Origin of the sequence: Chryseobacterium wanjuense, assembly GCF_900111495.1 — a bacterium.
Lineage (GTDB): Bacteria > Bacteroidota > Bacteroidia > Flavobacteriales > Weeksellaceae > Chryseobacterium > Chryseobacterium wanjuense.
On record NZ_FOIU01000001.1, the window covers coordinates 1105206 to 1123551 of the forward strand.

At 36.4% G+C, this 18346-nt stretch carries 15 protein-coding genes and 1 pseudogene; 8 read left to right on the forward strand and 8 right to left on the reverse strand.

Translation table 11 applies throughout. The features are described 5' to 3' along the window. Positions 1-141: 141 nt before the first annotated feature. The 3 genes from ychF (at position 142) to BMX24_RS05010 (ending at position 3340) form a co-directional block, all read left to right on the forward strand. Positions 142-1233 (forward strand): redox-regulated ATPase YchF, encoded by a 1092-nt coding sequence (ychF, locus tag BMX24_RS05000; RefSeq protein WP_089790956.1) that lies wholly within the window; start codon positions 142-144, stop codon positions 1231-1233. Positions 1234-1540: 307 nt separating this feature from the next. Continuing rightward, a complete protein-coding gene (locus tag BMX24_RS05005) occupies positions 1541-2488 on the forward strand; it encodes a helix-turn-helix domain-containing protein (RefSeq protein WP_089790957.1) in 948 nt (315 codons plus the stop codon). An 87-nt stretch (positions 2489-2575) separates the two neighbouring features. Beyond that, the gene (locus tag BMX24_RS05010; protein WP_089790958.1) at positions 2576-3340 is read left to right on the forward strand and encodes an SDR family NAD(P)-dependent oxidoreductase; all 765 of its coding nucleotides are present in this window, start codon (positions 2576-2578) and stop codon (positions 3338-3340) included. A 104-nt stretch (positions 3341-3444) separates the two neighbouring features. Here the strand turns inward: BMX24_RS05010 and BMX24_RS05015 are convergent, their stop codons facing one another. Beyond that, positions 3445-4593: a methionine aminotransferase gene (locus BMX24_RS05015; RefSeq protein WP_089790959.1), complete on the reverse strand. Its 1149-nt coding sequence runs from the start codon at positions 4591-4593 to the stop codon at positions 3445-3447. Between the two features lie 235 nt (positions 4594-4828). Here BMX24_RS05015 and BMX24_RS05020 point away from each other — a divergent pair, with 235 nt between their 5' ends. Then, positions 4829-6031, forward strand: a complete 1203-nt coding sequence (locus tag BMX24_RS05020) for a hypothetical protein (protein WP_089790960.1) — start codon at positions 4829-4831, stop codon at positions 6029-6031. Positions 6032-6158: 127 nt separating this feature from the next. On the opposite strand, the gene BMX24_RS05025 is transcribed toward BMX24_RS05020, so the two are convergent. The 3 genes from BMX24_RS05025 to BMX24_RS05035 all read right to left on the reverse strand — a co-directional run bounded on the left by BMX24_RS05025 (position 6159) and on the right by BMX24_RS05035 (position 9646). Next, positions 6159-7373 (reverse strand): T9SS type A sorting domain-containing protein, encoded by a 1215-nt coding sequence (locus BMX24_RS05025; RefSeq protein WP_170835660.1) that lies wholly within the window; start codon positions 7371-7373, stop codon positions 6159-6161. A gap of 261 nt (positions 7374-7634) precedes the next feature. After that, positions 7635-8798, reverse strand: coding sequence for a T9SS type A sorting domain-containing protein (locus BMX24_RS05030; RefSeq protein ID WP_089790962.1), 1164 nt, complete (start codon positions 8796-8798; stop codon positions 7635-7637). Between the two features lie 128 nt (positions 8799-8926). Next, complete coding sequence (locus BMX24_RS05035; protein WP_089790963.1) at positions 8927-9646, reverse strand: LytR/AlgR family response regulator transcription factor; 720 nt, start codon at positions 9644-9646, stop codon at positions 8927-8929. A gap of 280 nt (positions 9647-9926) precedes the next feature. Between BMX24_RS05035 and BMX24_RS05040 the strand changes: the two genes are divergently transcribed. From BMX24_RS05040 to BMX24_RS05055, 4 genes are read left to right on the forward strand one after another with little or no spacing between them, the layout of a single operon-like run. Beyond that, positions 9927-11816 (forward strand): DNA topoisomerase IV subunit B, encoded by a 1890-nt coding sequence (locus tag BMX24_RS05040; protein WP_089790964.1) that lies wholly within the window; start codon positions 9927-9929, stop codon positions 11814-11816. A gap of 51 nt (positions 11817-11867) precedes the next feature. After that, positions 11868-12344 (forward strand): hypothetical protein, encoded by a 477-nt coding sequence (locus tag BMX24_RS05045; protein ID WP_089790965.1) that lies wholly within the window; start codon positions 11868-11870, stop codon positions 12342-12344. Positions 12345-12352: 8 nt separating this feature from the next. After that, positions 12353-14938 carry a DNA gyrase/topoisomerase IV subunit A gene (locus BMX24_RS05050; protein ID WP_394332527.1) on the forward strand — a complete coding sequence of 862 codons (2586 nt, stop codon included), beginning with the start codon at positions 12353-12355 and terminating at the stop codon, positions 14936-14938. A 14-nt stretch (positions 14939-14952) separates the two neighbouring features. Then, positions 14953-15606 carry a rhomboid family intramembrane serine protease gene (locus BMX24_RS05055; protein ID WP_089790966.1) on the forward strand — a complete coding sequence of 218 codons (654 nt, stop codon included), beginning with the start codon at positions 14953-14955 and terminating at the stop codon, positions 15604-15606. Positions 15607-15660: 54 nt separating this feature from the next. Here the strand turns inward: BMX24_RS05055 and BMX24_RS05060 are convergent, their stop codons facing one another. The 4 genes and pseudogenes from BMX24_RS05060 to BMX24_RS21330 all read right to left on the reverse strand — a co-directional run bounded on the left by BMX24_RS05060 (position 15661) and on the right by BMX24_RS21330 (position 18341). Further along, positions 15661-16020: a DUF4180 domain-containing protein gene (locus tag BMX24_RS05060; protein WP_089790967.1), complete on the reverse strand. Its 360-nt coding sequence runs from the start codon at positions 16018-16020 to the stop codon at positions 15661-15663. Between the two features lie 5 nt (positions 16021-16025). Next, positions 16026-16877: a peptide chain release factor N(5)-glutamine methyltransferase gene (gene prmC, locus BMX24_RS05065; RefSeq protein WP_089790968.1), complete on the reverse strand. Its 852-nt coding sequence runs from the start codon at positions 16875-16877 to the stop codon at positions 16026-16028. Then, positions 16878-17636, reverse strand: coding sequence for a peroxide stress protein YaaA (gene yaaA / locus BMX24_RS05070; RefSeq protein WP_089790969.1), 759 nt, complete (start codon positions 17634-17636; stop codon positions 16878-16880). Positions 17637-17638: 2 nt separating this feature from the next. Continuing rightward, a pseudogene (locus BMX24_RS21330) lies at positions 17639-18341 on the reverse strand (CPBP family intramembrane glutamic endopeptidase). Positions 18342-18346: the final 5 nt, after the last annotated feature.

An 18346-nucleotide genomic window follows, 5' to 3' on the forward strand; every position in this document is an offset into this window, starting at 1 on the left:
ATGAAACTCTCTTTAAAATCACTATCTTTGCACACTCATAATTCAAGGATTAAAGTTCATCAGTTCATGTAAAGCTTGCTTTAATCTTAAACCCAGAACGCAAAACCTTGAATTTTAAATTTAAACTTTGAATTTTACAATATGAAATGTGGAATCGTAGGCTTACCAAACGTAGGTAAATCAACTCTTTTTAACTGTTTGAGCAATGCAAAAGCTCAATCTGCAAACTATCCTTTCTGTACAATCGAACCCAATTTGGGAACGGTTTCTGTACCGGATCACAGATTGTTTGAATTGGAAAAAATAGTAAAGCCGGAAAGAGTTTTGCCAGCTGTTGTGGAGATCGTAGATATCGCAGGTCTTGTGAAAGGAGCGAGCAAAGGGGAAGGTTTAGGAAACCAGTTCCTGGCAAATATCCGTGAGTGCGAAGCGATTATTCACGTTTTAAGATGTTTTGATAATGGAAATATCGTTCACGTAGAAGGTTCGGTAGATCCATTGAGAGATAAAGAAATTATCGATATTGAACTTCAGTTAAAAGATTTGGAAACTGTTGGAAAAGCAGTGGAAAAAGCGAAAAAGTTCATCAAATCTGGAAAAAAAGAAGATATTTTGACGTATGAAACACTTCAGAATCTTCAAAAATTCCTGGAAGACGGTAAAAATGCAAGAGAATTTGCAACTGATGATTTCACAAAAACGATCATTGGTGATGTTCAGTTATTGACCAATAAACCTGTTCTTTACGTTTGTAATGTGGATGAAAATTCAATTAAAAACGGAAATGAATGGATCGGCAAAATTGAGGAGATGGCTAAAAATGAAGGCGCTGAAGTTGTTGTTTTGGCTGCTCAGATCGAAGCTGATATCAATGAACTGGAAACTTATGAAGAAAGAGAAATTTTCCTTGAAGAATTGGGTCTTACAGAGCCGGGAGTTAACCGTCTCATCAGAAAAGCTTACGACCTGTTGAAGCTTCAGACGTATTTTACAGCTGGTGTGAAAGAGGTGAGAGCCTGGACAATCGGTCAAGGTTGGACGGCACCTCAGGCTGCAGGAGTAATTCACACAGATTTCGAAAAAGGGTTCATCCGTGCAGAAGTAATCAAGTATGCCGATTATATGAACTACGGTTCTGAAGCGAAAGTAAAAGAAGCCGGAAAACTTTCTGTGGAAGGCAAAGAATATGTGGTTCAGGATGGTGACATCATGCATTTCAGATTCAACGTATAAGAAAAATATTAAAGTTAGTTATAATTAAAAAGCGCTTTCAATGAATTTTGAGAGCGCTTTTTGCTGCGATTTATTTAAAATTAAATTATATCAGTTTGAATTAAGAAAAATAAAACTTTAGACTTACTCAGCTAAGATTTCCGCTATCATTAGCTGAACAGAGTGCCCTTGCGAACAGAAATAAAAACATTCATTTTAATTATAACCTTGCGGTCGTCACGTTTAAAACTTAATACTTTGTAAAACTAATCTTAACCTAAACCTAAACTAAATAAGTTCGTATATTTGATTTTTACAAATCATCATCATGGAAAAAACGGCTCATACTTCATACACATCCCTGGAAGATTTCTACCAGGAAATGACCGAAAAGCTGGGAAAAGACCTGGAAAGCATTTTTCCCAAAGGACTTCACAAAGATATCGGACATTTTAATGTCTTTGATATTGCCCAAACTATTGAGAAAGCCAGACTGACTTCCGAGATGCCCTACAACAGGAGAAAATATTATAAAATCAGCCTGATAAGAGGGAAAAACAGAGCAGAATATGCCGATAAAATAATTTCTGTAAAAAAGAATGCTTTATTGTTTGCCACACCTAAAGTTCCATACCATTGGGTTCCCGAAGATCCCAATCAGTCGGGGAGTTTTTGTGTGTTTACGGAAGATTTTTTTATTAAAAATAAATCACATAATACGCTGGAAGATCTGCCGATATTTCAGCCGGGAAATATTCCGATTTTTGAGATTGATGATGAGTTGGCAGATGAAATCGAACAGCTTTTTACCAAGATTAAAAAAGAAATAGAATCCGAGTATATTTTTAAATATGACCTGATCAGAAATTATGTTCTGGAGCTGATTCATTACGGACAGAAATTACAGCCTGCTGCAACGCTTTCCACGTCCAATGATGCTTCTCTGCGCGTCGTTTCTTTGTTCATCGAATTGCTGGAAAGGCAGTTCCCGATTGAGTCCACAGAAAACAGGCTTCAGCTGAAAACAGCGAAAGATTATGCCGACAGACTGGCGGTTCATGTGAATTATTTAAATAAAAAATTAAAGGAAAGTACCGGAAAAACCACAACAGAATTCATTGCAGACCGGTTGATTCAGGAAGCGAAAATCCTTTTAAGGCAAACAAAATGGAATGTCTCCGAAATTTCCTATGCCTTAGGTTTTGAGGAAATCGCTCATTTTTCAAACTTTTTTAAAAAGAAAACAACGTTCACTCCACTGGAATTTCGTTCATGATTTGAATTTTGCAAATTTCAGATTGATTCAAGCAAACAAACAGATTGAAAATTGCCGCAACTTTGTATCATCAAAATAACAAAACAAATGAGTACAAAAACAAAAATCGCATTAGTAACCGGTGGAAGCCGCGGATTGGGAAGAAATTCAGCTATTAAAATCGCTCAGAAAGGCTTAGACGTTATCATCACTTACAGAAGCAACAAGGAAGAAGCCGATAAAGTGGTGGAAGAAATTCAAAGGTTGGGGCAGAAAGCAATTGCTTATCAATTAGATACTAAAGATATTAAAAACTTTGATGCTTTTGTAAAGCAGGTGGGTGATCATCTTGAAGAAAATACGGGAAGCAGAAACATCGATTACCTGATCAATAATGCAGGAACTTCTCTGCACGCTTCAATTTCAGACGTTACGGAAGAGCAGCTTGATGATGTGGTAGATATTCACTTCAAAGGAATATTTTTCTTGACGCAGAAATTTTTACCATTCATTAACAACGGTGGAGGAATTGTGAATATTTCATCAGGATTGGCAAGATTTGCTACACCGGGATATGCTGTATACGGTGGCATTAAAGCCGGAATTGAAATGCTTACAAAATATATGGCTAAAGAATTGGGATCAAGACAGATCAAAGCCAACGTTGTTGCTCCGGGTGCTATTGAAACGGATTTCGGAGGCGGAGCGGTGAGAGACCTGAAAGAAGTAAATAATACCATTGCAAGTGTAACCGCTTTAGGCAGAGCTGGTGTTCCAGACGATATCGGTGGAGTGGTAGCGTTTTTGTGTACTGAAGATGCAAGATGGATCAACGGACAGAGAATCGAGGTTTCCGGTGGGATGTTTTTATAAGATTTCTGGAAATTTCCAATAAATTTTTCTCTCGCAGATTTTGCAGATTATTGTGTTAAAAAAAATCTGCTCAATCTGCAAAATCTGCGAGAGTATAAAATATTTTAAAGTTTGCTCAAATTCTCGATCGCCCTTTCCAACGTCTCCTGTTTTTTAGCAAAACAAAGCCTTATCACATTTTCATTCAATTTATTTTTATAAAAAGATGAAAACGGAACACTCGCAACTTTATGAGTAATAGTGAGTTCACTCGCGAAATCAAAATCATTTTTATCAGAAATTTTATCATATTTCAGCGCCTGAAAATAGGTTCCTTCACAATCCAGCAATTCAAAAGAAGTTGAGGCTAAACCTTGTCTCAAAAAATTTCTTTTTTCCTGGAAAAACTGGTTGAGATAGTTGTAATGATCAGGATTTTTCATGTATTCGGCTAATGCCATCTGAATCGGAGTATTCACCGAAAAAACATTGAATTGATGCACTTTTCTGAATTCATCTGTCAACATTTTCGGAGCCGCACAATAGCCCACTTTCCAGCCGGTAACATGGAATAATTTTCCGAAAGAAGCGACTAAAAGACTCCTGTTTTTCAGTTCGGGATATTTGCAGATGCTTAAATGCTGTTTTCCATCAAAAACAATATTTTCATAGACTTCATCACTTAAAATAAGAATTGAAGTTCCTTCTACAATTTTTATCAATTCCTGAATATCATTTTCTTTTAAAATCTTCCCGGAAGGGTTATTCGGATTGTTCAGAATGATCATTTTTGTCTTATCCGAAACGAGATTTTTTACAACATTCCAGTCGATTTCGTAGTCGGGAGCTTTCATTTCAAAACGCTTTACAATTCCTCCGAAAAGCTCTACCGTAGGCTCATAGCAATCATAAGCCGGTTCAAAAATAATGACTTCATCATCTTTTTTCACAAAAGTAGCGATCGCGGTAAAAATAGCCTGGGTTCCACCTGCAGTTACCGTTATTTCCGTGTCGGGATGATAGATCGCCTGATGAGAATTTTCTATTTTTCGGGCAATTTCTTCCTTTAAAACCATCATTCCGCCCATGGGAGCATATTGATTAAAGCCTTTTTTAATGAAATGATCTACATGATCCAACAGCTCAGCATCAGGCATAAAATCGGGGAATCCCTGTGAAAGGTTGATGGCTTCGTTTTCGTTGGCCAATTGAGTCATTTGACTGAAAATAGTCGTTCCTACATTGGAAAGCTTCGATAAAGGAAGTTGTATCATTAAAACAAATTTTTAATTGTTTCGAATTTAATTTATTTTTTTAAAATAAAGATTAATTTGTCTGAACTTTATTTCCTTTTTTGAGCATTGGTTTAAGGTTTAAGATTTTTTAATAAAACGTTTACAAACTAAAAACTACACTTACTCAGTGATCTGTTACACTTATTAAGTCTAGTTTATTTTTAAAGGCTCCATATTCTCACATTTGCAAATAAATAAATTAAAAATACAAAAAATGAAAAAAGTTATTTTATCATTAATAACAATCTCAATTGCTCTTTCTTCTTGTCGTAATGAATCAGATTTATCATCAATGGAAGATCAGAAAGCGATGATTAAACCCAATCTTTCCAGTATGTCGTTGAAAGATAAAAGAATTTATCTTGAATCTATCTTAATGAATACCGCTAAGGACATTATTTCTGAATCTCAGAAAGATGCAAAATCAAGAAGTGTAGTATATGCTGAATTGGAAAAAAATATCGATGGTGATGATAATGCTTTAATTGATGTTTTTTATAAGCAAATACCTGCTTTAAACAATGATGCTGATTTTAAAAATAGTTTGTTAGCCTTTAATGATTTAGAAGGCAGTAAATATTTTCCACAAATTTTTGTTTACAATTATAATCGATTAAAAGCTGCAGGTAAAATAGGTAAGTCAAATCCAATTTTAGCAGTTTTCTATACGGGTGATGAAAAATCTGCATCAGCAAAGGCATATAAACTTAATGCAGCCGGCAATTGGGAATTTGTAAAAATGGTAGATGAAAAAGCCGTAGAAAATGAAGAAGTTTGGGTGTTTTCATTAAATGAAACTTTTGTAAATACCATTGATTTATCTATTTTACCAAAAGAAGCGGTACCTCCTCGTACTTCAAAAACTTTACCAGTTGAGCAGAAAGGGGATGATCGTTGCAAAGATGGAACCCACTATTGGCCATATTTTGAATATATGACCATAAGAGAACATAATGAATCATTCTTAGCTGGGAAAAGTGATATTTGGACGAAAACTTATACAGGATGGAATACACCAAACAGTGTAAATCCCTGTAACTCTTCTTTACCTAAGTTAATGTGGACGAATAATCCTGATGGCGAAGTGTTCATTTGGAAGTACATGAGGTATATGATTCCTAATACAGCAGTAAAGGTCGTTTGTGGTTATGCAGGATCATGGGATCCAGGACCAGCTAATGTAGGTGGATGGCAAGGGGATGCACTTAACTATGTAATTTTTGAAAAAGATACATGGCCGACCGGAGAAAAATCTGCAGACATCAATAATAATGGATTCAATGCATCATACCGATATCGTTCTGCCGATAATTATTATGATAAAGGAATTATTTTACATTGGAGCAGTACGGGACCTCATATGAATGGCTATTCAAGAGATATTAGCGGTCAGATTAAATTCAATTCCAGATTATAATCATGAGTATGCTTTTCTGAAGTAACCTTTTCTGGAAAATCTTGTATTAAAATCAAGAAAAATGATAAAAAAAAAGTCCGTTTCACGAGTTGTGAGACGGACTCTTCTTTTAATTCTACATCAACCACTATTTCGAAATCAAAAGTTTTTGAGAAGAAGTTTTGCTCTCTGATTTTATTTCAACAATATAAGTCCCCTGAATTAATTTTTCAGTATTCAGTTTTATACTTTGGCGACCGCTTTCTACCGTTTCAGAAACGTGCATTACTACTTTTCCGGAAACATCGATGATTTTTACGGAAACATTTCCTTTTTTTGCCAGATTGGTCTGTACATCCACATAGTTTTGCGCCGGATTGGGAACCAGAGAATACTCTTTCACCTCATTCGGAGTTCCGGTTTCTGCTTTTGCAATGGCAGCAATTTCTTTTAAAGGTGAAGTTAATCCTGAATTACCAGCCATTTTACTTGCCTGAAAAGGCTTAGGAATACAGATTTCAACACAGGTTGTACATTTCGGTTTGTCGTTTTCATACTGAGTTACGCAAACTTTGTAAGATCCCGGTGAAACGTACGTATGGGAAGTCATTACATCACCGATGGTTCCATCACCCCAATCCACTTTGTATAAGCTTGGTGAATTTATGCTTTCAAGGAAAATCTGAGCAATGGTAAAGTTTCCTGAAGTACTGGTTGTTGTCTGGATTTTGAAGTTTGAATTACATTCGTTGCAGCCTTCACACGGTTTTACGCAGATATTGTCAAAATATACGATTTCCTGCTGAGTGGAAGTCATATCAGGAGAGATTCCCAACACTTGAGAATTCATGATGATATTGTCAAAAACAGCCGCATTTACAGGGCTCATCGTCCACGCTCCGTCAGAATTGCTCGGAAGAACACCACCGCTGGAAAGCTGGATCGGAGCTTTTATACGAACCCACCCGCTTCCCGGAGTTACCGTAATATTTGCTACGAAAGTCGCACTGTTTGTTCCGTCAGAAAGCGTGATGTTTGGGTGATAAGGCATGCCGTAACCGCTGTCGTTTTCTATATAAAAATCAAAATAAAGGCATTGTCCTAAAAATCTTTTTCCTAAATATTGATAATCTTTCCAGTTTTGATACCATGATCCGCCCGAAAGATCCTTTAAAATTAAAAATTGTGATCCGTCAAAGGTATTTGCCGTACCTACTCCCACACTTACATTTCCGTTTGGAGCTGCTGCGGGAGCCCAATTTCCGTAAGGGTTTGAAGTGTCATTAAAATCTGAACAAGGAGGGATGTCCTGTGCCTGGAACATAAAGCTTCCCAGGAAAAGATACAGGGATAAAAAATACATTCTTACCATAGTGTATGTTGATTTTATGAATCAAAAACCAACAAAAACTTTAATTAATACTCATTTTAAGTGATTTTGGTTTTCACCGTTTTTAGTTTGTCCAGATAAAAGTATCAGATAAAATAATCTCACACCAGAGTGAGTAAGCAAGTGCAATCAGGTTTTTATTAAGTGTTAATTTTTTATTAATAAATGTTTACATCAAAGAAAAAAGGCCGCCCGAAAGCAGCCTCAAGATTAATATTAAATTTGTGTTTTATCCTAATTTTGGATCAGCATTTTTTTACTCTCAATATTTTTTCCGTCAACGGTAAGGTTGTAGACATAAGAACCACCCTGGATTCCCGAAAGGCTGATGCTTCCGTTTCCTTTGTCTTTTAAAAGGATGGTCTTTATTAATTGTCCTGAAATATTGTAAATCCCGATAGACGCTTCTTTGGAAATGTTGGGAAGATAATATTTGATCACCGTTTCTCCGCCTCTTGCAGGATTGGGAGCATTTTGAAATAATTTAGGTTCATTTGAGTCTGAGCTTAGATCAACACTCATTTTATTTTGTTTTAATAAATCTTTCAACTCTTTAATTTCATTTTTAAGCTCATCAATCTGATGCTGAAGATCGGCTTCATTGTTGGCCTGTCTCGTGATGATGCTTGTTGCCACCATTACATTTCCGTCATTGTCAACAACCAAAGCCCGTCCTGTTCCGCTCGGAAGTCCCTGGTGACGGACAGTTCCTACCGTATGGAAGTTGGCGGTCGGAGCATTTGTTCTCACGCCCACCGACTGATCTACGATAAGCATTGTAGAAGTAGGGGACATCCCAAACATGATTGATCTCGGTACGTTGTTAGTCAGTTTTACTCCTCCTGTTCCGGATCCGATAACGAAAGAACGGTCGCCTGTAGCCGCAAGATCAACCCCGAAACCTCCTGAATAGAAATTGGCTAAATCAATTCCCACCCCGATGGCAAACTGATTGGCGTTTCTGATAATGTTTTTCCAGCCCAGTGCTACGGATTTTCCGGCTCCGTTTAATACCGTATTCTGTTGCCCTACCACAATATTTGCACCTCCTGATGCCGACAGATTGTTTTCCCAGCCGGCAACTAACGAGCTTTCGGCACTTGTTCCCAAAACATGGCCCAAACCTGCTACCAGACTTCCTTTAGAATTGATCGTGTTGGAGTTGTTGGCTCCGTCTACCACGAAAGACCCGGAACCCGTAAGTGAAGCCTGTCCCGGATTTGAAGATGAGCCGTTTACTCTTAAAAATAAAGGGGCAACTCCCGTAGTTCCTACATAATTCAAGTTACTGGTCCCGGAATTTCCTGTTATCAGCCATTGTTGTGCATTTACCAATCCTGTTGAGAAGATCATAGCTGCTGCGATAAGGTTTTTCGCATGTAATAGACTTTTTTTCATAATGATACTATTTATTGTTTGATTTGTTTCCCAAAAGTATCAAAGTAGTATGCATCAGCCTATCATGAGTGATCAACTGCCTTTAAGAATTGAGCAGATGCGATTGTTTTTCATTTATGTGTGAAATATTAAGCTATTTTATGTAAAAAATCATTCTTTTTCCGGATAGACACATCCAGAACAGAGTTGTCTGCCATCACAACCTGGCCGCCCTTTCCTTTAATATACTCTTTTAAATGCTCCAGATTAATCAAATGCTTATGATGGATCCTGAAAAAATTATATCCCGAAAGGTTTTTCTCAAAATCATATAAAGTTTTGGAAACCATTACTTTACTTTTATCCAGCAAATAAATGAATGTGTAATTGGAATAAGCTTCACAGCGGATAATTTCATCAACATTTACCCTTTTAAAGCCCTGAAGCGTAGGAAGATTGATCTTATTCTGAACGGGATTGTTAGCCAACGAAAAATTATTTTTCCTGAAATTTTCTATGGCTTTATTAACGGTAAGAACGAAATCCAACTCGTTGATCGGCTTTAATAAATAATCGGGAATTCCATTTTTAATGGCCTGAATAGCAGATTTTTCAGAATCTGTAATGAAAATAATCTGGGAAGAGTTTTTTTTAATTTTTAAAAGAAGTTCAAAGGCAGTTTTATCCACCAGCTGAAAATCTACAAACAAAAGATCGGGAACATTTTTACTGAGGTAATCGGAAGCATGCTCCATGTTGTCGGTCTGAAAAGAGATCTCAAATTCCGGGAACTGATTTTTGAGAAGCAGGGAAATGTAATCGCCGTCATCATGGGCATTGATGATACAGGCGTTTAGGTTATTTTTCATGTGTGAGTTTGGTTTTTAGTTTTTTATTGTTTCGTTAATGGTGTTTAATCATGTTTCTTATTTTTATGGTTTTAAATTAATTTATTATTTGATGATTGATTTTTTTAACTAAAATTTCAAAAAAAAGTAATATTGTTTTTCACTTGCTCTTGAATAATGTAAATATAGAATTTCATTAACAATAATACAAGACTTGCAGATAATATTGATAAAAAATAAACCAAAACATTCGGATAATTTTGTCCAATTTCGTACTTTTGTATGTTTGCTGAAATTATATATGTCACAAGAAATAAACCCAATCTACTCCGAAGATAATATTAGAACCCTCGATTGGCAGGAACATATCCGTCTGCGCCCCGGCATGTATATCGGGAAGCTGGGAGATGGCTCTTCTGCTGATGATGGTATTTATATTTTGCTTAAAGAAATCCTGGACAACTCCATCGATGAGTTCAGAATGAAGGCAGGAAAAAGAATTGAAATAAAAGTAGACGACGGTAAAGTTACCATTCGTGACTTTGGTCGTGGCATCCCGCTCGGAAAGGTGGTAGATGCCGTTTCAAAAATGAATACCGGAGGGAAGTATGACAGCAAGGCCTTCAAAAAATCCGTAGGTCTGAACGGGGTTGGTACCAAAGCTGTAAATGCTCTGTCAGATTATTTCCGTGTGAGGTCTTTCCGTGACGGGAAGATGAAAATGGCGGAGTTTTCAAGAGGGTTGATTACAGAAAATTTTGATGAAAAGGAGACTTCAGACAGAAACGGTACTGAAATTTCTTTCATTCCGGATGCTGAAATTTTCCTTCATTTCAAATTCAGGAAAGAGTATATCGAAAGAATGCTCCGCAATTATGCCTACCTTAATCCCGGGTTGAAAATCCTATTCAATGGCGAAACTTTCTTTTCCGAAAACGGACTTAAAGATTTGCTTGATGAAGAACTGGAAAATGAAACGCTGTATCCGATCGTTCATTTGAGAGACAACGATATAGAAGTTGCCATCACGCATACCGATAAGTCACAGACTGAAACGTATTTCTCCTTCGTAAACGGACAAAATACAACGCAGGGGGGAACACACCTTAATGCCTTCCGTGAAGCGTATGTGAAAACGATTCGTGAGTTTTTCAACAAAAATTTTGATGCTTCAGACGTTAGAAAGTCTATCGTTGCGGCGGTTTCCATCAACGTGGAAGAACCCGTTTTCGAATCTCAGACAAAAACTAAATTAGGGTCAAACGATATCGGACCCAACGGACCGACGGTAAGAACTTTTATCATTGATTTCTTAAAAAGCAAATTGGATAATTTCTTACACCAGAATCCGGAAGTTGCAGAAGCGATTCAAAGAAAAATTTTAATTTCAGAAAGAGAACGAAAAGAGCTTTCCGGAATCCAGAAACTGGCGAGGGAAAGGGCAAAAAAGGTTTCTCTTCACAATAAAAAACTTCGTGACTGCAGACAGCACTACAACGATCAGAAAAACGAAAGAAAAGGGGAAACTCAGATTTTCATCACCGAGGGAGATTCTGCATCCGGATCGATCACAAAATCCAGAGATGTAGAAACACAGGCTGTATTTTCTCTGAAAGGGAAACCTTTGAACTGTTATGGTTTAACCAAAAAAGTAGTGTACGAAAATGAAGAATTCAACCTTCTGCAGGCCGCTCTGAATATTGAAGAAAGTTTAGAAGATCTTAGATACAACCAGGTCATTATCGCCACCGATGCCGATGTCGACGGGATGCATATCCGTCTACTGATGATCACATTCTTTTTGCAGTTTTTCCCTGATCTGATCAAGAATGGACATCTTTATATTCTTCAAACCCCTTTGTTCAGGGTAAGAAATAAAAAAGAAACAAGATACTGCTACTCTGAGCAGGAAAGAATAAAAGCATTAAACGAATTAGGAAAAAATCCGGAAATTACCCGATTCAAGGGATTAGGTGAAATTTCTCCGGACGAATTCAAACATTTCATCGGGAAAGACATTCGTCTGGAGCCGGTGGTAGTAGGAAAAGATCAGACGATCGATCAGCTTCTGGAGTTTTATATGGGAAAAAATACTCCGGACAGACAGACTTTCATCCTTGAAAATCTGGTAGTTGAAGATCCTGATATCGACAAAAAGGAAATATTAAGTGAAGTCATTGATGAAAATTAATTTTTAAACTTATTTTTAAAAAACACAACACACTAACACTAATAGCACAAAATGAGACTAAGTAACCGTAATAAAACCTCGGTTTACAGCTTCGTAAATACACTCCTGCTTATGTTTTTAGCAGCAGGCGTCGGAGCTTATCTGTTGGAAGAATACAGATTTAATATTTTAGGTAAGGAAAGTATATTACTGATCATTGTTCCGATCATGTTTTTAGGATTTTTTTATCTCAACGGAAGACAAATTTTTGAGTATGATAGTGACGGAGAAGCTATCCATTTCAGAAATAGGAATATCATCCCTTTTTTGAGCAAGCCATTAAGCGATGAATTTCCAAAATACAAACTGCTGAAATTTGAGGTGATCGATCTTTTTTTTATGAAAAGACTTTACATCACGATTTCCAGCAAAAATAGCGGATCAACCATTTTGAAATATGAGATTTCATATTTAACCAGAAAAGAAATTAATGATTTAAAATTCTCCTTAAATAAAGTAATAAAAGCTAATAACGAGAAAAAGAGTTAATAAAATAGATGATGACAGAAGAATACTCGCATGAGGGTGAGAGCTTAAAAAAAGTTTCCGGGCTGTACAAAGACTGGTTTCTGGATTATGCCTCTTATGTTATTTTAGACAGGGCAATTCCGTCGGTATATGACGGTTTTAAGCCTGTTCAGCGAAGAATCATGCATTCCATGCGAGAGCTGGAAGACGGACGTTACAACAAAGTTGCCAATATTGTAGGAAACACCATGAAATATCACCCTCACGGTGATGCTTCCATTACAGATGCCATGGTGGGAATCGGGCAGCGAGAGCTGTTGATCGATACTCAGGGAAACTGGGGAAATATCTATACAGGAGATTCTGCGGCGGCGGCGAGATATATTGAGGCGAGATTAACTCCTTTTGCACTGGAAGTGGTTTTCAACCCAAAAACTACAGAATGGGCAAAATCCTATGACGGCAGAAACAACGAGCCGATCGACCTTCCCGTAAAATTCCCGTTGCTTCTGGCACAGGGTGTTGAAGGAATCGGGGTGGGACTTTCCACGAAAATTCTTCCGCATAATTTTAATGAATTAATTAATGCTTCTGTTGCTTATCTTAAAGGTAAAAAATTTGAGTTATTCCCGGATTTCCTTACAGCAGGCTATCTCGATGTTTCCGAATACAACGACGGTCACAGAGGCGGAAAGGTAAGGGCAAGAGCAAAAATATCACCTGTTGATAAACATACGTTGATTATCACCGAGCTTCCTTTTTCTAAAAATACCGGCGATCTTATTGATTCTATTTTAAAAGCGAATGAAAAAGGGAAGATCAAAATCAAAAAAATTGAAGATAATACTTCTGATAAGGTAGAAATCCTGATTCACCTTCCTAATGATTCGTCACCGGATAAAACGATCGATGCATTGTATGCCTTTACCGATTGTCAGGTTACGATTTCTCCGAATGCCTGTGTGATTGTCGGTGACAAACCGATGTTCCTGAATGTTTCCGAGATTTTAAGAATGAATACGGATCATACGGTTTCATTGCTTAAAAAAGAATTGGAAATCGAACTTCACGAATTGCAGGAAAGCTGGCATTTTTCTTCATTGGAAAGGATTTTCATTGAAAACAGAATCTATCACGATATTGAAGAAGTAAAAACATGGGAAGATGTTTTAAAAACAATTGATGTAGGCTTAAAACCTCACACCGGACATCTTTTGAGAGCCGTTACGGAAGAGGATATTTTAAGACTGACGGAGATCAGAATCAAAAGGATTTCCAGATTTGATTTAGATAAATTTAAAGAAAATATTGCCGCTCTTGAAGGTAAAATTGAGCAGGTAAAATATAATCTTGCGAATCTTGTTCAGTATGCGATTGATTATTATTTAAATATTCAGAAAAAATACGGAAAAGACAAGCAAAGAAAAACAGAACTTAGGATTTTTGATACCATTGATGCTACAAAAGTTGCGGTGGCCAATGAGAAATTCTACGCTAATTTTGAAGAAGGCTTTATCGGAACTTCTTTGCGAAAAGACCAGTATCTGTTCGACTGTTCAGACATCGATGATATCATTACTTTCAGGAAAGACGGAAGTATGAAAGTCGTAAAAGTGGAAGCCAAAACCTTCATCGGGAAAGATATCCTCCACGTTGCTGTCTGGAAGAAAAATGACAAAAGAACGGTCTACAACATGATCTACCGCGAAGGAAAAGAAGGTCCTTATTATATGAAGCGTTTTTCTGTAACGGGAGTTACCAGAAATACAGATTATCCTCTGGCTTCGGATAAAAAAGGCTCGGAAGTTCTTTATTTCTCAGCAAATCCGAATGGTGAAGCTGAAACGGTAACGGTACTTTTAAAACCAAACCCAAGAATCAGAAAAAATAAAATGGATGTTGATTTCTCAGAATTAGCGATCAAAGGTCGTGATTCGAAAGGAAATCTGGTGACGAAATATGCCGTAAAAAAAGTTGATTTAAAAGAAGAGGGAGTTTCCACCTTAGCGCCGAGAAGAATCTGGTTTGATGATACGGTAAGAAGACTGAATGCAGACGGAAGAGGAACTTTATTAGGAAGTTTTAAAGGTGATGATAAAATATTGACAATCAATACAAACGGAGAAGCGAAACTGGTTTCTTTTGATCTTGGCAACCGTTTTGATGATGAATATCTGGTACTGGAAAAATGGAAACCGGAGCAGCCTGTAACGTGTATTTATTTTGATGGCGAAAAAGATATCTACTTCATTAAGAGGTTCTTATTCGAAAATACGCCGAATATACAGACGTTCATGCCTTCGGAACACCCGAAATCTTTTATCGAAAATGTAATTGTTGCCAATGGAGCAACGGCGGAGATTATTTTTGCCAAAGATAAAGGGAAAGACCGCGATCCGGAAACGGTGCATATTGATGAATTTATTACTGTAAAAGGAATTAAAGCGATTGGAAACCAGTTTACTAAGTTTAAGGTAAAAACCATTAACGTGAATATTCCTGAGCCTGAAGAAGAAGAGCCTGAAGTCTACGAAGATCCGGAACCGATGAGCGGAATGGATGAAGACGGAATGATTGGCGACCTTTTCCAAAGTGATGAGAATACGGACAATTAAATGTTGAGAAAATTATGAATATTTTAATATTAATCATAGCAATTACTGCAATTATCAGCTTTATTGCACCGAATGGCAGCAGTAATTTTGAAAAATACAAGTTCAGTGTGGGAGCCATCCTTAACCGGAAAGAATATATACGTTTGCTGTCGGCAGGTTTCCTACACGCGGATATTTTTCATTTGGTCTTTAATATGCTTACCTTATATTTCTTCGGACCTATTGTTATACAGGGGTTTGGGAATGTTGGATTTTTAATCATCTATTTCGGATCGATTTTACTTGGAAATATATTTTCACTGTTTATCTATCAAAAACAGCCCTGGTATTCTGCGATTGGAGCGAGTGGAGGAGTTTCAGGGATTTTATTTGCTTCGATAGCAATGCTTCCTAATTTGGGAATTTACCTTTTCTTTATCCCGATTCCGATTCCAGGTTTTATTTTTGGGTTAATCTATTTTGGATATTCCGTTTATATGATGCTGAATCCCAGACAACACGATAACATCGGTCATGCCGCGCATTTAGGAGGTGCGTTTTTCGGTTTGGTGTATGCTGTGGCAAATCAACCACAGGCTGCAATGGCCAATTCATTATACATCGGAATTATGGCATTACCATTACTTTATTTAAGCTATGAGATTTTTGTAAGGAAAAGAATAGGTTAAAATAATGAACTATAAAATAGAAGTCAGCAATTATTTTGCTGACTTTTTTTATTTTTAAATTGAAAGTTTTTCCAGGGCTTCGGCTATGTTTTCGACAAAATGAATATGCTTCGTCTTATTACTCTCGAAAATAAAATCTTTAATACTTTTACTTTCATATTTGGAAAAATCTCCTACAATTGCCAGTCTTACGCGATAATTTGAAAATTTCTGTAGAATATCGCCTGCGATTTTTGTTTTTAAATCAAAGAATTCCGGGGTCATATTTTTCTCATACATAATGATTTTATCAAAATCCTGATAATAGATATTCCCCAAAAGATCCAGCCCATCCTGAGCCGAATTGATGATAATCCCGTCCGAAATTACTTCTGCAATTTTTGTATTGTTGAAATGGTGAGTTTTAATTTCCATACTAGTTATTTTCGACCAAAAATAAAACGATCATTCTCCGATAAATCTTTTATTAATAGGGCTTCAGAAAAATCGTTTGTATACAACTCCAACGTTTCAGGTCCCAGTTTTTGATTAATTTCTAAGAATAAAAGTCCGTTTTTATTCAAATATTTTTTTGAATCTTCTGCAATTTTCCGGTAAAAAATCAAGGCATCGGAAGTGGGTGAAAAAAGTGCCATTTTGGGCTCAAATTCTTTCACGGAATCGGCAATTTCATGTTCTTCTTCAATCCCGATATAAGGCGGGTTTGAAATAATAATATCAAAATTCTGATTGAAGTCAAAATTGAGATAATCGTTATGAATAAAATTAATTTCCAGCTGATGAAAATCTGCGTTTTTTTTCGCGATTTCCAAAGCTTTTTCAGAAAAATCAATGGAAGTGACTTCAGCCTGTGGAAAATATTTTTTTAGAACCAAAGGGATAATTCCGCTTCCTGTTCCAATATCAAGAATTTTTAATTTGTCAATTGTCAATGCTGAATGGTGAATTTTTTTTATCGCAAATTCCAGCAATTCTTCCGTTTCAGGCCGCGGAATCAGCACATTTTCATTGACGAAAAAAGTCATTCCGTAGAAATCTGTTTCCCCTAAAATCTGTTGATAAGGTTTATTGGTTTTTAGCTCTGAAATGATCTGCCGGAGCTGTTTTTCATCATCTATCAGCAATTCCTGATCAGCAAATCTGCGTTGCTGAAAACTGTCAAACCCGACAATTTTATGAATGAAAATTGAAGACAGAAAAGCGCTTTCCGAGTCTGTATAAAGATTCGAAAGTTCTGTTTTAAAATAATTTTTAAAGGCTGAAATTGTCATTTATCTCGTGAAAACCAGTTTTGTATCGGTCGATTTTTCCTCGTCGATTAAGTAACCTTCATAGTTAAAGGCCTTTACATCATCCAACGTCTGAGCATTGGTTTCGGCGCAGAATCTTACCATCAAACCTCTTGCGTGTTTGGTGTAAACGACGATGGTTTTCAGTTTTCCGTCTTTTAATTCATAAAAATCAAAATCGATCACTTTATGGTTCAGTCTTTTTCTGTCGATTACTTTTCCATATTCGCTGCTTGCCAGATGAAGGAGAATTTCGTTCTTTTTCATCTCAGAATTAAGCTGTTCTGTGATTTTTTTCCGCCAGAATTCATAAAGATTTTTATAGGTATCAAATTCGAACGGCCTTCCCATTTCCAGTCTGTAAAGCATCACTTTATCCGATGGTTTCAATAGACCGTACAATCCGGAAAGCATTCTGTAGTTTTTCTGTAAATAATCTATGGCCGATTTTTCTAACGTTTTGGCATCCAGTCCTCTATAAACTTCTCCGGTAAACGCAAACATTGCCGGAGCAGATTCTTTTGCGGTAGGTTTTGCCTTCCATTTTTGATTTCTCTCCCAGTTTTCGTCGGCCAGTTTTGTCGAAATTTCCATCAGCTCAGAAAGATATTTCGGAGATTTTTGTTTTAAATAAGATTGTATAAATGCTGCATCATCAATGAATTTCGGCGTAGTAGCTTTCAACAGATCGGTTGAGTTTTCTACGTTCATTAACTTGGCAGGAGATGTTACTATTTTCATAATTAAAATACAGATAAATGTTTAATATCCATAAAATTCATCATCATCAGTGAAACAAAATCATACATGAAATGGCAGATGATTAAAATTTTAATGTTCGAATAAATTTTATAAAACATCGCAAAAACGACGCCGATAAAGAAAGGCACCAAGACCTGACCAATCGTTCCGTAAGTGCTGTGAAGAATTCCAAAAAGGATGGCGGAAATTATAATTCCAAAATACTGATTTGCATAAATTTTTTTCAACTCTGGTTTGGATATAGCCGCGCATCAGAAGTTCCTCAACAACACCCGCCGTTAAGCATGTAAAGATAATTAATAAATAATTATTTTTAAAAAGAGAAGTCATCTGTAAAAGCTTACCACTGAATTTTTCCTGGGTTGCAATCTTAACTAAAACATTTAAAAATGCTCCTCCAAATGCACAAATGAAGTATAAAGAAATGACAGATCCGATGTAAAATAAAAAGGAATATTTTCTCTCTTTCCATAGAAGGAAAGAATTTTTTTCAATTAAAAAACTGTACAGAAATGTAATAATCAATACAAACCAAAGAGCAACTCTGGAATAAAAAAACTTTTCCGCCGTAAGAGTTTTTGTTTCAAAAAGTGAATTTAAAAAAGGAAAAATGTACAACATCGTCATGGCGAGCAATGCAAAAGTAAGTACAATTCCTATAGAATATTTTCCGTTCAGACTCATAATTA

What these genes read in the sequence shown, in the direction of transcription:
- ychF (WP_089790956.1), top strand. Translation starts at nt 142, where the DNA reads ATGAAATGTGGAATCGTAGGCTTACCAAACGTAGGTAAATCAACTCTT.
- BMX24_RS05005 (WP_089790957.1), top strand. Translation starts at nt 1,541, where the DNA reads ATGGAAAAAACGGCTCATACTTCATACACATCCCTGGAAGATTTCTAC.
- BMX24_RS05010 (WP_089790958.1), top strand. Translation starts at nt 2,576, where the DNA reads ATGAGTACAAAAACAAAAATCGCATTAGTAACCGGTGGAAGCCGCGGA.
- BMX24_RS05015 (WP_089790959.1), bottom strand. Translation starts at nt 4,593, where the DNA reads ATGATACAACTTCCTTTATCGAAGCTTTCCAATGTAGGAACGACTATT.
- BMX24_RS05020 (WP_089790960.1), top strand. Translation starts at nt 4,829, where the DNA reads ATGAAAAAAGTTATTTTATCATTAATAACAATCTCAATTGCTCTTTCT.
- BMX24_RS05025 (WP_170835660.1), bottom strand. Translation starts at nt 7,373, where the DNA reads ATGTATTTTTTATCCCTGTATCTTTTCCTGGGAAGCTTTATGTTCCAG.
- BMX24_RS05030 (WP_089790962.1), bottom strand. Translation starts at nt 8,798, where the DNA reads ATGAAAAAAAGTCTATTACATGCGAAAAACCTTATCGCAGCAGCTATG.
- BMX24_RS05035 (WP_089790963.1), bottom strand. Translation starts at nt 9,646, where the DNA reads ATGAAAAATAACCTAAACGCCTGTATCATCAATGCCCATGATGACGGC.
- BMX24_RS05040 (WP_089790964.1), top strand. Translation starts at nt 9,927, where the DNA reads ATGTCACAAGAAATAAACCCAATCTACTCCGAAGATAATATTAGAACC.
- BMX24_RS05045 (WP_089790965.1), top strand. Translation starts at nt 11,868, where the DNA reads ATGAGACTAAGTAACCGTAATAAAACCTCGGTTTACAGCTTCGTAAAT.
- BMX24_RS05050 (WP_394332527.1), top strand. Translation starts at nt 12,353, where the DNA reads ATGATGACAGAAGAATACTCGCATGAGGGTGAGAGCTTAAAAAAAGTT.
- BMX24_RS05055 (WP_089790966.1), top strand. Translation starts at nt 14,953, where the DNA reads ATGAATATTTTAATATTAATCATAGCAATTACTGCAATTATCAGCTTT.
- BMX24_RS05060 (WP_089790967.1), bottom strand. Translation starts at nt 16,020, where the DNA reads ATGGAAATTAAAACTCACCATTTCAACAATACAAAAATTGCAGAAGTA.
- prmC (WP_089790968.1), bottom strand. Translation starts at nt 16,877, where the DNA reads ATGACAATTTCAGCCTTTAAAAATTATTTTAAAACAGAACTTTCGAAT.
- yaaA (WP_089790969.1), bottom strand. Translation starts at nt 17,636, where the DNA reads ATGAAAATAGTAACATCTCCTGCCAAGTTAATGAACGTAGAAAACTCA.